Annotated in this window: 17 protein-coding genes; 2 read left to right on the plus strand and 15 right to left on the minus strand. The window is 55.9% G+C overall.

Translation table 11 applies throughout. The annotated features are described in order from the left end of the window. Positions 1-4: 4 nt before the first annotated feature. The 5 genes from CKQ54_RS15590 to CKQ54_RS15610 are packed head-to-tail and all read right to left on the minus strand — an operon-like array spanning position 5 to position 5,039. Positions 5-682, minus strand: a complete 678-nt coding sequence (locus tag CKQ54_RS15590; RefSeq protein ID WP_120163003.1) for an ABC transporter ATP-binding protein — start codon at positions 680-682, stop codon at positions 5-7. Further along, complete coding sequence (locus CKQ54_RS15595; RefSeq protein WP_120163004.1) at positions 675-1,544, minus strand: ABC transporter ATP-binding protein; 870 nt, start codon at positions 1,542-1,544, stop codon at positions 675-677. Before CKQ54_RS15595 ends, CKQ54_RS15590 begins: the two co-directional genes overlap by 8 nt. Then, positions 1,534-2,397, minus strand: a complete 864-nt coding sequence (locus tag CKQ54_RS15600; RefSeq protein ID WP_120163064.1) for an ABC transporter permease — start codon at positions 2,395-2,397, stop codon at positions 1,534-1,536. The genes CKQ54_RS15595 and CKQ54_RS15600 overlap by 11 nt, the downstream gene beginning before the upstream one ends. A gap of 21 nt (positions 2,398-2,418) precedes the next feature. Beyond that, a complete protein-coding gene (locus tag CKQ54_RS15605) occupies positions 2,419-3,471 on the minus strand; it encodes an ABC transporter permease (RefSeq protein ID WP_112289823.1) in 1,053 nt (350 codons plus the stop codon). After that, entirely contained in the window at positions 3,471-5,039 is a 1,569-nt protein-coding gene (locus tag CKQ54_RS15610) for an ABC transporter substrate-binding protein (protein ID WP_120163005.1), read from the minus strand. The genes CKQ54_RS15605 and CKQ54_RS15610 overlap by 1 nt, the downstream gene beginning before the upstream one ends. Before the next feature lie 372 nt (positions 5,040-5,411). On the opposite strand from CKQ54_RS15610, the gene CKQ54_RS15615 reads away from it, so the two are divergent. Both CKQ54_RS15615 and CKQ54_RS15620 read left to right on the plus strand, forming a co-directional pair. Next, entirely contained in the window at positions 5,412-5,816 is a 405-nt protein-coding gene (locus CKQ54_RS15615) for a CidA/LrgA family protein (RefSeq protein ID WP_112289820.1), read from the plus strand. Continuing rightward, the gene (locus CKQ54_RS15620; RefSeq protein ID WP_112289818.1) at positions 5,809-6,504 is read left to right on the plus strand and encodes a CidB/LrgB family autolysis modulator; all 696 of its coding nucleotides are present in this window, start codon (positions 5,809-5,811) and stop codon (positions 6,502-6,504) included. The genes CKQ54_RS15615 and CKQ54_RS15620 overlap by 8 nt, the downstream gene beginning before the upstream one ends. 436 nt (positions 6,505-6,940) lie before the next feature. On the opposite strand, the gene flgL is transcribed toward CKQ54_RS15620, so the two are convergent. The 10 genes from flgL to flgC form a co-directional block, all read right to left on the minus strand. Further along, positions 6,941-7,903, minus strand: coding sequence for a flagellar hook-associated protein FlgL (flgL, locus tag CKQ54_RS15625; RefSeq protein ID WP_120163006.1), 963 nt, complete (start codon positions 7,901-7,903; stop codon positions 6,941-6,943). A 27-nt stretch (positions 7,904-7,930) separates the two neighbouring features. Next, the gene (gene flgK / locus CKQ54_RS15630; protein ID WP_120163007.1) at positions 7,931-9,583 is read right to left on the minus strand and encodes a flagellar hook-associated protein FlgK; all 1,653 of its coding nucleotides are present in this window, start codon (positions 9,581-9,583) and stop codon (positions 7,931-7,933) included. A 142-nt stretch (positions 9,584-9,725) separates the two neighbouring features. After that, positions 9,726-10,694: a flagellar assembly peptidoglycan hydrolase FlgJ gene (flgJ, locus tag CKQ54_RS15635; protein ID WP_120163008.1), complete on the minus strand. Its 969-nt coding sequence runs from the start codon at positions 10,692-10,694 to the stop codon at positions 9,726-9,728. Next, on the minus strand, positions 10,694-11,800 hold the full coding sequence (locus CKQ54_RS15640) for a flagellar basal body P-ring protein FlgI (protein WP_120163009.1): 1,107 nt from the start codon (positions 11,798-11,800) through the stop codon (positions 10,694-10,696). The genes flgJ and CKQ54_RS15640 overlap by 1 nt, the downstream gene beginning before the upstream one ends. 10 nt (positions 11,801-11,810) lie before the next feature. Then, positions 11,811-12,515, minus strand: a complete 705-nt coding sequence (locus CKQ54_RS15645; protein WP_120163010.1) for a flagellar basal body L-ring protein FlgH — start codon at positions 12,513-12,515, stop codon at positions 11,811-11,813. 218 nt (positions 12,516-12,733) lie between these two features. Further along, positions 12,734-13,516: a flagellar basal-body rod protein FlgG gene (gene flgG / locus CKQ54_RS15650; RefSeq protein ID WP_120163011.1), complete on the minus strand. Its 783-nt coding sequence runs from the start codon at positions 13,514-13,516 to the stop codon at positions 12,734-12,736. Between the two features lie 21 nt (positions 13,517-13,537). After that, positions 13,538-14,293 carry a flagellar basal body rod protein FlgF gene (locus tag CKQ54_RS15655; RefSeq protein WP_112289805.1) on the minus strand — a complete coding sequence of 252 codons (756 nt, stop codon included), beginning with the start codon at positions 14,291-14,293 and terminating at the stop codon, positions 13,538-13,540. Between the two features lie 35 nt (positions 14,294-14,328). Continuing rightward, the gene (flgE, locus tag CKQ54_RS15660) at positions 14,329-15,573 is read right to left on the minus strand and encodes a flagellar hook protein FlgE (protein ID WP_112289804.1); all 1,245 of its coding nucleotides are present in this window, start codon (positions 15,571-15,573) and stop codon (positions 14,329-14,331) included. 84 nt (positions 15,574-15,657) lie between these two features. After that, entirely contained in the window at positions 15,658-16,362 is a 705-nt protein-coding gene (flgD, locus tag CKQ54_RS15665) for a flagellar hook assembly protein FlgD (RefSeq protein WP_112289802.1), read from the minus strand. A gap of 11 nt (positions 16,363-16,373) precedes the next feature. Further along, on the minus strand, positions 16,374-16,778 hold the full coding sequence (gene flgC / locus CKQ54_RS15670; RefSeq protein WP_112289801.1) for a flagellar basal body rod protein FlgC: 405 nt from the start codon (positions 16,776-16,778) through the stop codon (positions 16,374-16,376). Positions 16,779-16,783 lie beyond the last annotated feature (5 nt).

Genomic DNA, 16,783 nt, shown 5'->3' on the forward strand with positions numbered 1-16,783 from the left:
CGAATTAACTCAGAACAACTCCTTTTGCCATATGTACGGCTCTGTCGCACATATGGTCAATCACGTCCGCATCGTGGCTCACCAGAATCATGGTCAGGTCACTGCTGGCTTTAAGATCGTTGAGCAGGTTAAGGATTTCCGCCTGCACTGACATATCGAGCGCAGACGTGGGTTCATCGAGCAATAACAGCTTAGGCTTAAGCAACAGCGCGCGCACAATCGCCACGCGCTGGCGCTGGCCGCCGGAAAGCTGATGCGGATAACGGTGCATCAGCGCCGGATCCAGCCCGACCTGACGGAATCCTTCAGCAATCTTTTGTTCGATATCCTGCTCTTTAAGGATTTTTAACGGTTCAGCCAGCGTGCGCAGCAACTTGTGTTTCGGGTGCAGCGAGGCATACGGATCCTGAAACACCATCTGTACGTCACGCCGCAGACTGCCGGTGAACGGCTTGCCGGGTTTCAATTGGTGATCGAGCAGCGTCAGGCCGCCGTCCCAGTGACCGTTCAGCCCTGCCAGTACCCACAAAAGAGAAGATTTACCGCAACCGGACGGCCCGACCAGCCCGAAGCACTCACCTTTATTAATCGTCAGATTAACGTTATGTACCACGGTGCGGACTTCAACGCCCTGACGGTGGGACACGCTCAGCTGGTGCAGCTCAGCAATTGCCTCACTCATGATTCGGCTCCTGTTTTAAAGAGGCCAGCAGCGCACGATCCAGCACCGGCAGGCGTTCGCCGTGGGTAAATTTGCTCGGTCTGCACGACCATAACGTGTGGGTATACGGATGCGTGGCATGTGCCAGCTGATCCGCAGGCAATTCATCGAGCAGTTCGCCTTTGTACATCACCAGTACGCGCTCGCAGTAGTGCGCCACCTGTTGCAGGTCGTGGCTGATCAGGATCAGCCCCATGTTGCGCTTTTCGACCAGACGCTCGATTAAGCCCAGCACCTGTTCGCGCATGTCAAAATCCAGCGCTGACGTCGGTTCGTCAGCAATCAGCCACTGCGGATCGTTGATCAGCGCAATCGCCAGCATCACGCGCTGGCCCATCCCGCCGGAAAGCTGATGCGGATATTGCTGTTGCAGAAAAGCCGGATTGGGCAAACCGACGGCATTCAACATGTCGGCTACTTTTTCCTGACGCTCTTTACGCCCGAGACGCGTATGCAAACGCAGCGGTTCTTCGACCTGTTTGCCGATTTTTTGCGTCGGATTCAGCGCATGTTTCGGATCCTGCATCACCATCGAAACACGGTTGCCGCGAAGTTTGTTCCATTCGCGTTCCTTTAACGTCGTCAGGTCGTTATCGCCCAGCGTCACTTGCGAAGCACGCAGCTGACACGGATGCGGCAGCAGCCCCATCAGCGCACGGGCGGTCAGGGATTTACCGGAACCGGATTCGCCAACCAGCGCCACGCGTTCCTGCCCGACGCTGAGTGAAAGGGATTTCACCAGTTCCAGCGGACGTTCGCCCGGCAGATAAATGGTGAGATCTTTCGCGACAAGTTTGTCGGTATTTAAGGAATCAGTTGCCATGTCGTGGATCCATTTTGTCACGCAGGCCATCGCCCAGCAGGTTGAAAGCCAGGCTGGCAAACAGAATCGCCCCGCCCGGTGCAGCGGCGACCCACCACTGGTCGAAAATTACTTTACTGCCTTCAGCAACCATCGAGCCCCATTCCGCTGTCGGCGGCTGAATACCCATGCCCAGAAAGCCCAGACCGGCGGATGCCAGAATAATGCCGCCGAGGCTGAGTGCGGCCCGCACCACGGCGCTCGGTAAACACAGCGGGAGGATGTGGCCAAACATCAGGCGCAATCCGCCGATGCCCTGCATACGCGCGGCGGCCAGATAATCGCTGCGGCGCAGTGCCAGGGTTTCCGCCCTTGCCTGACGGGCAAACGGCGGCCAGCTGGTAAAGGCCAGCGCCAGCGCCCCGTTCATCAGGCCTGGACCGAGAATAGCCACCAGTGCCAGCGCCATCACCAGACTTGGCAATGACATCACGATGTCGGTCAGACGCATCAGAATGCGCTCGAACCAGCCACCGATATAACCGGCGCTGATGCCGATCAGCAGGCCGACCGGAATGGTCAGCACCAGGATCAGTGACACCAGCAGCAGCGTCGGACGCGCGCCGTAGATCACACGGGACAGCAGGTCGCGGCCAAAACCGTCGGTGCCCAGCCAGTGCTGATGTGAAGGCGGCAGTAAGCGCAGTTCGATGTGCTGAATGTTCGGATCAAACGGTGCCAGTAAAGGTGCGAGCAGCGCGGTAAGCACCAGAATGGCGACCAGCACCAGACCGACGCTCAGCGTGGTAATGCGTCGCGCAGGCTTCCAGACGTTAGTCTCGACTTCGACCTGCGCAGGTTGTTCAGGGATCATTTGTTGTGTCATAAGCGAAAACTACCGGGTCCGCGGATCGAGCAAATAAGTAAGGGCGTCAGCCAGTGCGTTCAGCAGCACGAAACAGGTACCGATCAGCAGCGTCGCGCCAAGGATAGCTGGGGTATCTGCCGCGAACAGCGCGGTAGTCAGATAACGTCCGACGCCCGGCCAGGCGAATACGGTTTCGGTCAGTACTGCGCCTTCGAGCAGGCTGGCGTAGGAAAGCGAAAGCACGGTGATCAGTGTTCCGAGCACATTCGGGAAGACGTGGCAGAGTAAAACCCTCGCCCTGCCCGCGCCTTTGGAACGCGCCAGAATCACGTATTCTTTGTTCATTTCACCGAGCATCGAGGCGCGCAGAAGACGGGTAATGCCCGCCATCGACAACATCGCCAGCACGGTTACCGGCAGCCACAAATGGCTGATGGCGTTATAGAACATGTCGCGGTCGCCGGAAAGCCAGGTATCAATCAGCACAAATCCGGTGCGCGGCGTCATGGTGTACATATACAAGTCGTCCAGTCGTCCCGGACCGCCCGCCCAGTGCAGCACCGCGTAAAACAGCAAAAGACCGAGCAGGCTCAGCCAGAATATCGGCACGGAATACCCGAGCAGCGACACCATTCTGGCGACGTTATCCAGCCAGCTGCCTGGTTTCCAGACCGCCAGCAGCGCCAGCAAAATGCCGAGCGATCCGCCAAGCAAAATGGCACAGGTGGCCAGTTCGACGGTCGCCGGGAAAGTACGCATTAAATCGCTGGCGACCGGCTGCGCGGTAATGCGGGAAATCCCCATATCGCCGTGCGCCAGATGATCCAGATAACGGGCGAACTGCACCGGTACCGACTGGTCGAGACCTAAATCACGACGCACCTGCGCATAGGTGGCTTCGCTGGCGTGATCGCCCGCCACCTGAAGTGTCGGGTCAATCGGGGCAAGATGGGAAAGCGTAAAGGTGAACGCCAGCAGGCCGAGCAACGTCAGCGCCAGCGAAATCACGCCGGTCAGCAGACGGCCTGACCAGCGCCAACCCTGCCGGACGAATCCGGCGGGCGTTGAACTGTCTGTCATTACTTGGTGACCTTGCTGTAGAAGACCATGTCAGGGTTGATGCCCTGCACGTAGCCCTTAATGTTGTCACGCACGGCGATCAGGCTTTTAGCCTGTAAGCCGATGACAAACGGAGAGTTTTTCTGCACTTCCAGTTGCAGCTGACGGTAATCCGCCACGCGTTTAGCCTGATCCGGCTCAGCAATCGCCGCCAGCGTCAGTTTATTGAGCGCAGGAATCGACCAGTTGGCGCGCCATGCCAGCGTTTTGCTGCCATCTTCCGGATTGAAAGCAAACGCGGAAGCATTGGTGTTCGGGTCAAAATAGTCCGGGCCCCATGAAGACATATAGGCGTCGTAATCGTGTGATTTCACTTTGGTGGAAATTTGCGAGCTTAAACCCGGATCGAGTTTAACGGTCACGCCGCCCTGCGCGAAGCTGGCCTGTAGCGCCTGAGCGATATCCAGATACGGCGGCTGGTTGGCGGTAGACAAAGTAAAGCTGACGTTGGTCAGCCCGGCTTTCGCCAGAATCGCTTTGGCTTTGGCCGGATCGTAAGTGTATGGCGTATCGTTCAGCGCCCCCAGATAACCTTCCGGCAGGAAGGCCTGATGCACCTGGAACTGGTTTTTCATCAGGTCATGCGCGATGTGGTTGTAGTCGAACAGGTAACGCGCCGCTTCCCAGAAGGCCGGATTGCCCAGCGCCGGAGACGCTTTGGCGTTGAACTGCATGAAGTACAGTGACGCATATGGCACGGCCAGCGGTTTTACGCCTTTTTTGCCTTCGAGCGCCGCCATCTGATCCGAACCGAGGTTACGTGCCATATCCGCATCGCCCTGCTCAATCAGCAGACGGCGAGCAGCCGGATCCGGTACGTTTTTAATCAGGATAGTTTTCAGCTTCGGCGCGCCTTCAGGAGACGTCGGGTTGGCGGAGAGGATCACCACTTCATGCGGAATGTAGTTACGGATCTGATACGGACCGGAACCGGCAGAATGGTTGCTCAGCCACTGATGACCGAGGTCGTCAGCCGTCGCGTTAGCTTTCACCAGTTTGCTGTCGACAATCGAGGATACCGGCGCAGACAGCAGGCTCAGCACGAAAGACGGGCTGACATCAGCAGTCCAGCTGACTTTCACATGCTGATCATCCACCTTCGTCAGGAAGGTATCGACGTTTTTATCAGTCCAGCCCAGCTGAGTCAAAATGAAAGAAGGTTCGAGATTAAGTTTCACCACGCGCGACAGCGAGAAAATCACATCATCGGCGGTCAGCGGATTACCGCTGGCAAACACGGCTTTCGGCGACAGGGTAAACGTCAGGCTGCGGTTATCTTTGCCCGCTTCCCAGGAACTCGCCAGCGTGGGTTTCAGATCAATCGGGTTATTAGGATCTGACTGTACCAGACGCTGATAAATGTTGTTGAAAGCCTGAACCGTGGTCAGCTCAAAGCCCTGCGCCGGGTCAAAGCTGGAAGTGTCATCAATGGACTGGGCGATGACCAGCGTGTCCGGCGGTGTGGCGGCCTGAACCGCGAAAGTAGCCGCAATAGCCGTAAACAGGACGGACGGTAATAAAGCTTTCATCAGGTCAGACTCTCCAAAGTAGCGAAATTGCTAAAGTTTTGTTGAGTGTAAAGTTTCTTATGAGTGCCAGAAAGTCTGATAAATACTATCGTTATGCTAATTTTGAATAACGTTATCTGATTGGTTATTAAAGCCGCAGGACGGGCTCTGGCGGGGCATTGTTACTGTACAAACGGGGACGAGTTCAGGCAAAGCGACAGACACTATTACAAGGGCCATCGGCGGCTGATTATACGGGGGATATGAGTCATTTCAGCAGCCAAACCCTGCGGTTTTGGCATACACTTCATTCCTAAATTTCATACTGAGTTATGTGGCGCAGATCACATCTTAATTGTATGATGAATGCATCATTCAACTGGGTGAAACACCATGAGCAATGCAACTTCTCTGGCATTCCAATATATCCGGGCATTTATTCTGATTTATCTGTGTTTATTCGCCGGGAATGCCATTTCATCTCTTCTGCCGCTGACGATTCCGGGCAGCATTATCGGTATGTTGATCTTATTCGCCCTGCTTTCCACACAAATTCTGCCGTTTAAATGGGTCAAACCCGGCTGCAACATTCTGATCCGCTACATGGCGCTGTTGTTTGTGCCGATCGGCGTCGGGGTGATGAACTATTACGAGCAGCTGCGCACGCAGTTCGGCCCGCTGGTGGTGTCGTGTCTGGTCAGTACGATTATCGTGTTACTGGTTGTCGCGTATTGTTCCCACTATATCCACGGTGAACGCGGCGTGGTGACAGACAAAGCGGAGAAAGAAAATGATTGATATTTTGTGGTCGCTCCCGCTGACCCTGCTGGTCTTTTTCGCCACCCGCAAACTGGCTATCAAACTCAAAATGCCGCTGCTGAATCCCTTACTGATGTCGATGGTGGTGATTATCCCGTTACTGCTGGTGACCCATATTCCTTACGCCCGCTATTTCGCCGGCAGTAAAATCCTCAATGATTTGCTGCAACCGGCTGTAGTGGCACTGGCGTTTCCGCTGTACGAACAGCTGCATCAGATCCGCGCCCGCTGGAAATCCATTATCAGCATCTGCTTTATCGGCAGCGTCGTGGCGATGACCACCGGCACCGCCATTGCATTATGGATGGGTGCGACACCACAGATTGCTGCCTCGGTGTTACCGAAATCCGTCACCACACCGATTGCGATGGCGACGGCACAGTCCATTAACGGCATTCCGGCCATCAGCGCGGTCTGTGTGATTTTCGTCGGGATCCTTGGCGCCGTATTTGGTCATACGATCCTGAACATATTAAAGATCACCACCAAAGCGTCACGCGGACTGGCAATGGGCACCGCCTCACACGCCCTCGGCACCGCCCGTTGCGCAGAAATGGATTATCAGGAAGGCGCCTTCAGCTCCCTGGCGCTGGTCATCTGCGGGATCATCACCTCCCTCCTCGCCCCGTTCCTGTTCCCGGTATTACTCGCCATGTTTGGTCATTAACGAATAATCACCTCACTCTACGCCCCTCAAAATAGTTCGGATTGGATCAAGGCTGCAAGTCTGTGAGTCCCGATGAGCTGACAATAAGTCAGTGATTCGGGCGAGCAGGCGCAGCCAACGCTGAGACGATTTGAAGCAGGACGAGTAAAGATTCCTCTGACTGTTTCGGATTGTATCAAGGCGGCAAGTCTGTGAGTCCCGGTGAGCTGACAATAAGTCAGTGATTCGGGCGAGCAAACGCAGCCAACGCTGAGACGATTCGAAGCAGGACGAGGAAAAAGATGTATGTCGCCAAACCTTAGAAAGACGACATACAAAGCTGAAAGTACCCGGTTTAAGTACAGTCAGAAAAATGCCTGCCGGCCCGCATTTTGCGGACTGGCAGCAGATGAGGAAGAGGATAAAACGGGCGCACGGTGCTGGCGCGCCGGAGGGATTACGAGTTCATCTGGAACAGCGACATACCTTGCATGGAGCTGTAGGTCTTGTACGACGCCTGAAGTGCAACCTGTTGCAGCGTGTAGGTGGAAATCGCTGAGGTCCACTCGGTATCAACCAGATTGCTGAGCTTGGTGGAGTTGGTCACGTCGCGGTTATCACCGAGCGTATCGAGGCTGTCGAGCTCACTCATTTGCGTACCGAGCTCGGAACGCACGGACAATACGTTATTAAGTGAGTTGCTCAGGCCACGGTTGGCTTTATCGATCGCGTCGGAATATTCAGTATCCGAGGTGTAATCCGCTGAAGGCGTTTTCAGTGCGGTCAGCGCGCCGTCGATCGTCTTGAAGATATCGGATTCGCCGGTCGTGCCGTCTGGCTCTTTCTTCGCATCACCGGTCAGGGAGTTGAAAATCTGATTACCCGTGTGGTTGATGGTCATGGTACGGCTGGCATCAACCTGCTGGGTGATCGCCGTATCGCCGCCGGAATACGTCACCGCACCGGTGGTCGGATCCTGCGTGTAGGGCGCGGTATCACTTTTGTAACCGGCGAAAATATAGCGCCCGTTACCGTCGGTACTGTTCGCCATATTCACTAACTGCGATTTCAGACTTTCCAGCTTGGTGGCCAGAGAAGAACGGTCATCGTCACTCAGCGAGCCATCACCGGCCTGCACGATCAGCGTCTGTGCATCCTGAATGGTGGACGTCACGCTCGAAAGAATCGATTCTTCCTGACTCATGCTCTGGTTAGCAAAAGTACGCGCAACAGAGAACTGGCTGTTTTCAGACTGCGCCTGTCGCACCAGCACGGCCTGTGAAGCCGCCAGCGGATCATCAGAAGGCTTACTGACTTTCGAGCCGGTAGACAGCTGTAAACCGGTCGCCTGGAAACGGTTCTGCCCATCCAGTACCGCATCCATGTTTTGTTGGTAAATTATATTGGTACTAAGGCGCATGGCATCAGTTCCTTATCAGTTCTGGGATCAGCGGAGATTTATAATGGCGTCGAATATCGTCGACGCCGTCTGCACAACCTGGGCATTAGCCAGATAATATTGCTGATAACGTTGCAGATCGCCGTATTCCTCATCGAGGTTAACCCCGGAGATCGACTGCTGTTGCGTCGTCAGCTGCGTCACGATATTGCTTTGCGCGGTGCTGGTGGTGGTCAGTGTCGCCACCTGGTTCCCGACGTTGCTCACCAGGCTGGCGTAAGCGCCGGACAGCGTAGACTTGCCTTCCACCAGTTTGGCGGTCTGCAAGTTCAGTAATTTTTGCGCGTTGGTGTTATCACTCACACCGCTGTCGGCTGCGCTGGCAGCGGCAATCAGTGAAGAATCGGTGATCGCCACACCCATGCTTCCCGCCACGTTGCTGACGGTTTTGATGGTGAAGCTGTCATTGGTCGATGGCGTGCCGGAAACAGAAACCGATAATCCGTCGAATTCCATGGTCGGATTGCCGCTGCTGTCGGTGCCTGCCGTTGGCGTGATTTTTGCGCCGTCGGAAACGCGGGTCACATCCCAGCTGGTGCCGTTATAGGCCATGGTGTAATCACTGGCTTTCACCGCGGTGGTGTCTTTGTACGCCACGCTGACATCGGCAGTGCCGGTGTTTTTGGTGTTACCTACGGTCGTTGCGCCGGTATAAGAGAAGAAATCTGTCCCTGCGTCACCGTTGAGATCAAAACCGGCTTTGTTGGTGCTGTTGAACGCATCAGAGAAGGTCAGTGCCAGTTGCCCGAGCTGATTAATGGCCGGCTCGAGGTTGTCTTTACGAAACGCCAGTGTGCCGCCGAGAGATCCGGTGGTCAGACGACTTTCCTGAATTTCAGAAACAGTGCCGTCCGGCTGAGTCATACCGACGGTCAGTTTGGACGGATCCGCGCTGGAAGCCACCGCCACCACCGTTTTAGAGTTGCCGCCGCTCACCAGTGGCGTGCCGTTAGCAAAGGAGACGTTATAAGTATCGCCGTCCTGCTGTGTCACGGTCACACCGGTAATGTCGTTCAGCTGGCTGACCAGCTGGTCACGCTGATCGAGCAGTGCGTTAGGTTCCTGACCGGTGCTGCCACGGGTTGCCGTGATCTGCGTGTTCAGTTTGGCAATCTGCGCCGCAAAGGTGTTGATCTGGTCGACGTTCTGCGTGATCTGCTGATTCACCGCAGTATTCATGTCGTTCAGGTATTTCGCTGAACTGTTGAACTGCGCGGTTAAGCCCTGCGCTTCGCCGAGAACCGCCTGACGTGCCGAGCTGTCGCTGGCATTGCTGGTCAGGGTTTGCAGGCCTTTGAAAAAGGTGGACATGGTGGCGTCGATGCCGGTTGAGCTGTCGCCCAGCAGGTCATCAATTGAGCTTGCCTGATCCAGCTGCGTTGAGAGCGCGCTGCCGGTGGCGCTGGCGCCAAGCAACTGGGTCACTACAAAGGAATTGTATTCACGGTTCACGCCGGTCACGGTCACACCGTTACCGATGTAACCGGCGGAGGTGGAGTTGCCGTTGCTCTGGGTGATGATCGCCGTCTGACGGTTATAACCGGCCACACTGACGTTAGCGATGTTGTTCCCGGTGGTACTGAGCGCGGCCTGCGCTGCGTTCAGTCCGCTCATTGCGGTATTAATTAAGCTACTGGACATGAGTGACCTTTTGTCTGCCGGTGACCTTTTTTACCACCGTGTAATTAAGGGAACTGAATCGGGGCTTTCCCCTTTTCCCATTCTGATCTGGTTATCGGCCTGCACCGCCAAAACTTGAGAAAAAAAACGAGGATTTGGGGATCTAAAAGATATCTTTTAAATCATGGCCATAAGCCTTAACCGCCTGCTCGCCTGCCCCTTTAATTTTCTGAATAACGCTGACCAGTTTGTCGGCATAATTCGGGTCGGTGGCATAGCCTGCACGTTGCAGTTCATGCGCGGCTTGTTCAGGGGTATTGGCGGAGGCGACCTGGGCGTAACGCGGGTTGCTGGTCAGCAGTTTGATGTAATCGCTGATGGCTTCCACGTAAGAGCCGTAAACGCGGAAACTGGCCTGGACTTTTTTCGCCACGCCGTTGGTGTATTCGGTAGTCGTGATATTGGTGGTCGGGCCATCCCAGCTGCTGCCCGCTTTGATACCAAACAGGTTGAAGCTGCGTTTGCCATCGGCGGTCGGAATTTCGCGTTGTCCCCAGCCGGATTCCAGCGCGGCCTGCGCCATGATCAGCTGATGCGAAATCCCGCTGTCTTTACTCGCCACCTGCGCCGGAATGCTCAGGCTGGACACAAACTGTCCACTGTCAGCCGGCAGCGGCGCGCCACCGGTGGTGCGGTCCGGGGCGGTCGGAATGACTTTACGCAGATACTGTTCCATCGCCTGCACCGGCATACTTTTCAGCACTTCACCGTCAAGCGCCATTGGCACCGTACCGGACAGCTCCGAAGGCTGTTTAGAGCCGCCGGTCAGCTGTTCCACCATCATATCGGCCATGCCCAACCCTTTGTCGGACATGTCCTGTGCAATTTGCTGATCGTACATCGATGTATAAAGTTTGGTGGACTGGTTATCGAGAATGCCCCCCTGCGGCAATGCCTGACGCATACTTTTCAGCATCATCTGGACAAAGACGCCTTCAAACTGTTTCGCTACTTCTTTGAGATGCGCCTGCGGATTTTGTCCGACATCCCGCTTCAGTTTGTTGAGGGAATTCGCATCGTACGCCGCCCCTTGCGGGTCGAAAGCACCGGACATCGACATCAGATCGCTCATCAGATAATTTCCAAATCAGCGCGCAGGCAGCCGGCTGTTTTCATGGCCTGCAAAATGGACATCAGGTCGATAGGCGTCGCGCCTAACGCGTTCAGGGTACGGACCACGTTATTCAGGCTGGCACTGGATCGCACCTGCTGAATAGAACCGCCGGACTGACGCACGGAAATATTGGTGTTTGGCGTCACCACGGTCTGACCGCCGCCGAACGGCGTGTTTGGCTGGCTGACATCGTTCTGACGATCGACCACCACAGAAAGATTGCCCTGTGCGACCGCACAATTATCCAGCGTCACATCGCGGTTCATCACCACCGAACCGGTACGGGAGTTGATAATCACTTTCGCGTCCATCGGCCCGACATTCACTTCAATATTCTGAATCTGCGCCAGAATGCGCACCTGCGAGGTGTTGCCGCGCGGCACGATGACCTGAATATTGCGGGAATCCAGCGCCGAGGCGGTGCCCATCCCCTGACGGTTAATGGCGTCGCTGACCTGCTGCGCCAGATTGAAATCTTCATCATTAAGTTGCAGGTTGATCACGCCTTCGGTGCCGAAGGTGCTTGGCAATTCACGTTCGATGGTTGCGCCGCCGGTAATACGACCGCCTGAAACCTGGTTGACCGTCACGCTGCTGCCACCGGCAGACGCGCCCGCTCCGCCAACCAGCACGTTACCCTGTGCCAGTGCGTAAACCTGATTATCCACGCCTTTCATCGGCGTCATCAGCAAGGTGCCGCCGCGAATACTTTTGGCGTTACCCATAGAGGAAACCACGACGTCAATCGCCTGTCCGGCACGCGAGAACGCTGGCATTTTGGCAGTCACCATCACGGCGGCCACGTTTTTCAGCTGCATGTTGGTACCGGCCGGAACGGTTATCCCTAACTGAGACAACATGTTGGTCAGCGTTTGGGTGGTGAACGGGGTTTGCGTGGTCTGGTCACCGGTTCCGTCGAGGCCGACGACCAGGCCGTAGCCGATCAGGGCGTTATCACGCACGCCTTGTACCGTCGTCAGATCACGAATACGGTCGGCGGATGCAGGCAGTGCCACCAGGGCGGACATCGCCAGACAGATAACACCGGAAAGTAGTTTTCGCATGATTGCCTCGTTATAACGGCGATAAGTTTAGGAAGAACCGCTGCAACCAGCCCATGTTCTGCGCTTCATTGATGTAGCCGTTACCCACGTATTCGATGCGCGCATCTGCCACCTGCGTGGAGATAACGGCGTTTGCACCACTGATGGTGCGCGGGTTGACCACACCGGAGAACCGGATGAATTCGGTTCCCTGATTAATTTCGATTTGTTTTTCACCGACAACTTTCAGGTTGCCGTTAGCCAGCACTTCCGCGACCGTCACGGTCAGGGTGCCGCTGAAGGTGTTATTGGCTGCTGCGCCGCCTTTACCGGCGAAGGTATTGGCACCGGACATATCCAGATCGGCGCGGGCATTACCGAACAGCCCTTCCAGGTAGCGCGGCGTGGTGGCGGCGCCAAAGGTGGTTGACCCGTTGCGGCTGGCGTTCGCCGAGGAGCTTTTGCTCGCACTGACGTTTTCCTGCAAGACAATGGTCAGAGTATCCCCGATGTTACGTGGACGGCGGTCTTCAAACAGAGGCTGATACCCATAGTTCATCGGCTGAACGGATTGGAAAATCGAACCGTTAGGTACCGGCGGTGCGGCGGGCGCAGGGGTCGCTGTGGTGGTTCCGGGTACCAGCGGGGTATGCGGCATATACGCGCAGCCGTTCGCCAGTAACGTGATTAACAGCGGCAGCACCAGCTTGCCTGGTCGGTCTGTATAAGAAGTCATTACCGACGTTATTTTTTTGCTCACCACAGTTATCGCCTTAAAAAAATCGACCTGGTAGGGATCTGAACCGGTTCAGGACTGATGCCGTCAGGCCCCAGTCCTCTTGTTTTTTGTGGCTGCCCGAACCCGCGACAGCCACTTTCACTTTGTTGTTACGTACTAAAAGTAATGACGTACAAAAAGTTGTTACGTACTAAAAGTTATGACGAACTGAAAACTTACAGCTGCGAAAGTTTCTGCAGCATTTCATCCGAGGTCGACACGGCTTTACTGTTGATTTCGTAAGCGCGCTGCGTCTGGATCATGTTGACCAGCTCTTCCGCCACGTTGACGTTCGAGGTTTCGACATAACCCTGATACAACAGGCCGGCACCGTTAAGTCCCGGAGTACTTTCGGTTGGCGCGCCGGAACTCTGGGTTTCCTGATAAAGGTTTTCACCCATGGATTCCAGACCGCTGTTGTTGATGAAGGTGCTCAGCGTCAGCTGGCCGACTTGTTGTGCCGCCGTCTGCCCCTGCTGGGTCACGCTGACGATACCGTCACGACCGACCGTCATGCTCAGCGCATTGGTCGGAATAGTGATGGCCGGGATCACCTGATAGCCGCTCGACGTCACCAGCTGACCATTCTGATCCACCTGGAAAGAACCGTCGCGGGTATACGCGGTGGTGCCGTCCGGCAGCTGGACCTGGAAGAAACCTTCGCCTTTGATGGCGATGTCTTTACTGTTGCTGGTCTGCGACAGGTTGCCCTGCGAGAACAGACGTTCAGTCGACACCGGACGCACACCGGTACCAATCTGCAAACCAGATGGCAGGTTGGTCTGCTCAGAAGACTGCGCACCTGGCTGGCGGACTGTCTGATAAAGCAGGTCTTCAAATACCGCACGCTGGCGTTTAAAGCCGTTGGTGCTGACGTTCGCCAGGTTGTTGGCGATAACGTCCATGTTGGTCTGCTGGGCATCCAGACCGGTTTTCGCAATATACAGCGATGGGATCATGTCATTACTCCTCTGCCATCATCAGCTCATTGACAGCAGATTGTTGGCACTCTGTTCATTTTCATCGACGCTGTGGATGACTTTCATTTGCATCTCAAAGCGGCGGGCGTTGGCAATCATGTCAACCATGGTCGAGACCGGATCCGCGTTGCTGCCTTCAAGTGTTCCCGGCATCACGTGAATCGTCGGGTCGGCCTGTAGAGCGGCACCCCGCGCCAGCGCCGTGGCCGGGGTCGGACGGAACATGCCGTCGTCGCCACGGGTCACTTCGCTGTTTGCGGCTTTCACCAGCTTGAGCTTACCGAGCTGCCCCATGGTGTTCGGGTCAGCGCCGGCTTCGAGCACGGCGATAGTGCCGTCCGCAGAAATCGTCAGCTGTGAGTTCGGCGGAACCTCGATCGGGCCGTTATCCCCCATCACCGGATGACCTTGTACGGTCAGCTGGTTAGTCGGTGACACCTGCATGTCGCCGTTACGGGTATAAGCTTCAGTGCCATCAGGCATCTGCACCGCAAGGAAACCGTCCTGCTGTAAAGCCACATCCAGCGGACGGCCGGTGTAGTTAAGTTTGCCTTGCGTCATGTCTGCGCCCGGCGTGGACGCCGTGACCAGCGTACGGGTCGGCAGGCTTTGACCTTCCACCGGCACCGCGCGCATGGCTAAAAGTTGCGAGCGAAAGCCGGGTGTATTGGCGTTAGCAAGGTTGCTTGACGTGACCGACTGCTGAACCAGTGTCTGGCTCGCTGCGCCGCTCGCGGTGTAGATAGCGTGATCCATAGTGCTGCCCTGTTCTCAAAGTAAAAAAGAGCGTCTTAACGCAGGTTAACCAGCGTGTTCAGGATGGAGTCCTGAGTTTTGATGGTTTGCGCGTTCGACTGATAGTTACGCTGAGCAACGATCATGTTCACCAGTTCAGCACTCAGATCGACGTTGGAAGATTCCAGCGCCCCACTGGTCATGCTGGCAAAACCACCCGCGCCTGCCACACCGTTAACGGCCTGACCGGAAGAAGACGTTGCCGTCCACACGTTGTTCCCTTCAGATTGCAGGCCTTCCGGGTTAGAGAAGGAACTCAGGACAATCTGTCCCAGCAGCTGCGTTTTCTGGTTGGAGTAAGTCCCGGTGATGGTGCCGTCATCATTGATGGTGTAGCCGGTCATCTGACCCGCGGCGTAACCGTCCTGCGTCAGGGAACCGATGCTGTCGCTGCCGGTGCTCTGCTGGATACTGCCGGTGAAGTTCAGGCCAACAGACTGCGGCGTCACGGTGCCGTTGGTGGAGGTATTCATCACGATCGGCAGGGAACCGTCAGCATTGACAGTGCCGTCAGCCTGGGTTGCGCTGGCGAGTGCGCCGCTGGTATCAAATTGCAGCGTACCCATTTTGGTGGCGGCAGAACCGGCCACACTGCTGTCGAGTGAGTACAAATCCCAGTTGTTAGACGCGGTTTTCACGAAGTACACGTTGTTATCGTGCGCGTTACCCTGAGAGTCATAGGTGGTGATGCTGTTGACGTAGTTGTACGTGGTGTCGTCGTTAGCATTGAACGTCTTCGCTGCCGGAATAGCCGTGTCAGTAGAGTTCAGATTAGCGACCATGGTGGCTGCGGTAGTGGCTTTCGCACTCATCATGGTGGTCGGAACGCTCAGCGCGGTAGGCTGCGCACCGGCGGCGATGGTCGGTGGCGTACCCGTTGCCGGATAGCCTGTCACGCTCAGACCCTGCGAGTTCACCAGATTGCGGTTAGCATCAAGGGAGAACTGGCCGTTACGCGAGTAATAAACCGTGCCGCTGCTGTCGGCCAGACGGAAGAAACCGTTGCCGCTCAGCGCCACGTCCAGGCCACGTGAGGTGTTGGTCGTGGTGCCATCGTTAAAGTTCTGCGTAACAGCCGCGACTTTAACGCCCATGCCTGCCTGAGAACCGGCAAACATATCGGCGAAAGAAGCGGTCGCTGTTTTGAAACCCACGGTGGCGGAGTTGGCGATGTTGTTACCGATCACGTCCAGGTCGGTGGATGCCGCGCTCAGGCCGCTGACTGCTTGGGAAAAGCTCATGTTAGCTCCATTTTTCTGTGTGTAGTTGCTGCATGAAGTTAAGGATTTCAGCTCTTCTTCCTGCAAAGGAAGTGAGCCAACGGCTTATAAAATCTGACGAACTGAATCGACGGAAGCGGTTCCCCGCACCCCGAGATCCAGCGCTGTGGTGCCTGATGAACTGGTGGTGACACCATTGACCAGCGCATAGTTAAGCGGTGTCGCGACCATTTGCTGTCCGTTATTCAGGGCATTGATGCTGAAGGTGTAGCCGCCATCCGGTGCTTTGGTGCCATCGTCCTGCGTGCCGTCCCAGGTATAACTGTGAACACCGGCGGTCTGACCGCCCAGCGAGATGGTTTTCACCACTTTGCCGGTGGAATCGCTGACGGTGGCCGTGGTGGTATCGGACGCTGTTTCCAGCTCAAAACCGAATGGCGTAGTGCTGACGGTGCCGTCAGTATCGCTGCCAACCAGAATGGCGCTGCCGGATACCATGACGCCATGACCAATCAATGAGCTGGCCTGTACGGAAGAACCGCTGGTGATTTGTCCCGAAATGCTGCCGAGTGTGGTGTTGAGTTTTTCAATCCCGCTCACGGTGCTGATCTGTGCCAGCTGACTGGTCAGCTGACTGTTATCCATCGGGTTGGTCGGATCCTGGTTTTTCAGCTGTGCGACTAACAGCGTCAGAAAACTGCTGGATAAATCATCGGCAGAACTGGCGCCCGTAGTGGACGAACCGCCAGAACTGGTGCTGGTGATCGTGGTGTTGTCTGTGGTGTCATTAATCGACGTGGTAATGGCCATGTTTCGCTCCGCTATTGCCCCAGAGTGAGGGTTTTCATCATCAACGACTTGGTGGTGTTAAGCACTTCGACGTTGGCCTGATAACTGCGGGAAGCGGAGATGGTGTTCACCATTTCGCTGACCACATCTACGTTTGGCATCTTCACATAGCCCTTGGCATCCGCCATCGGATTGCCCGGCTGGAAGACCAGGCGGTCCGGAGACGGATCATCAACGACCTGCGCCACTTTCACGCCGCCCGTTTCCTGACCCGGCGCCGCATCCACCTGAAAAACAACCTGCTTCGCTTTGTACGGCTGGCCATCAGGGCCGGTCACACTGTCGGCGTTGGCCATGTTACTGGCGCTGACGTTAAGGCGCTGAGACTGCGCAGCAAGCGCAGAACCGGCGATATCAAAAATACCGAGCATTGACATGGGTT

The sequence above is a fragment of the Rahnella variigena genome (genome assembly GCF_003610915.1).
Classification (GTDB): Bacteria; Pseudomonadota; Gammaproteobacteria; order Enterobacterales; family Enterobacteriaceae; genus Rahnella; species Rahnella variigena.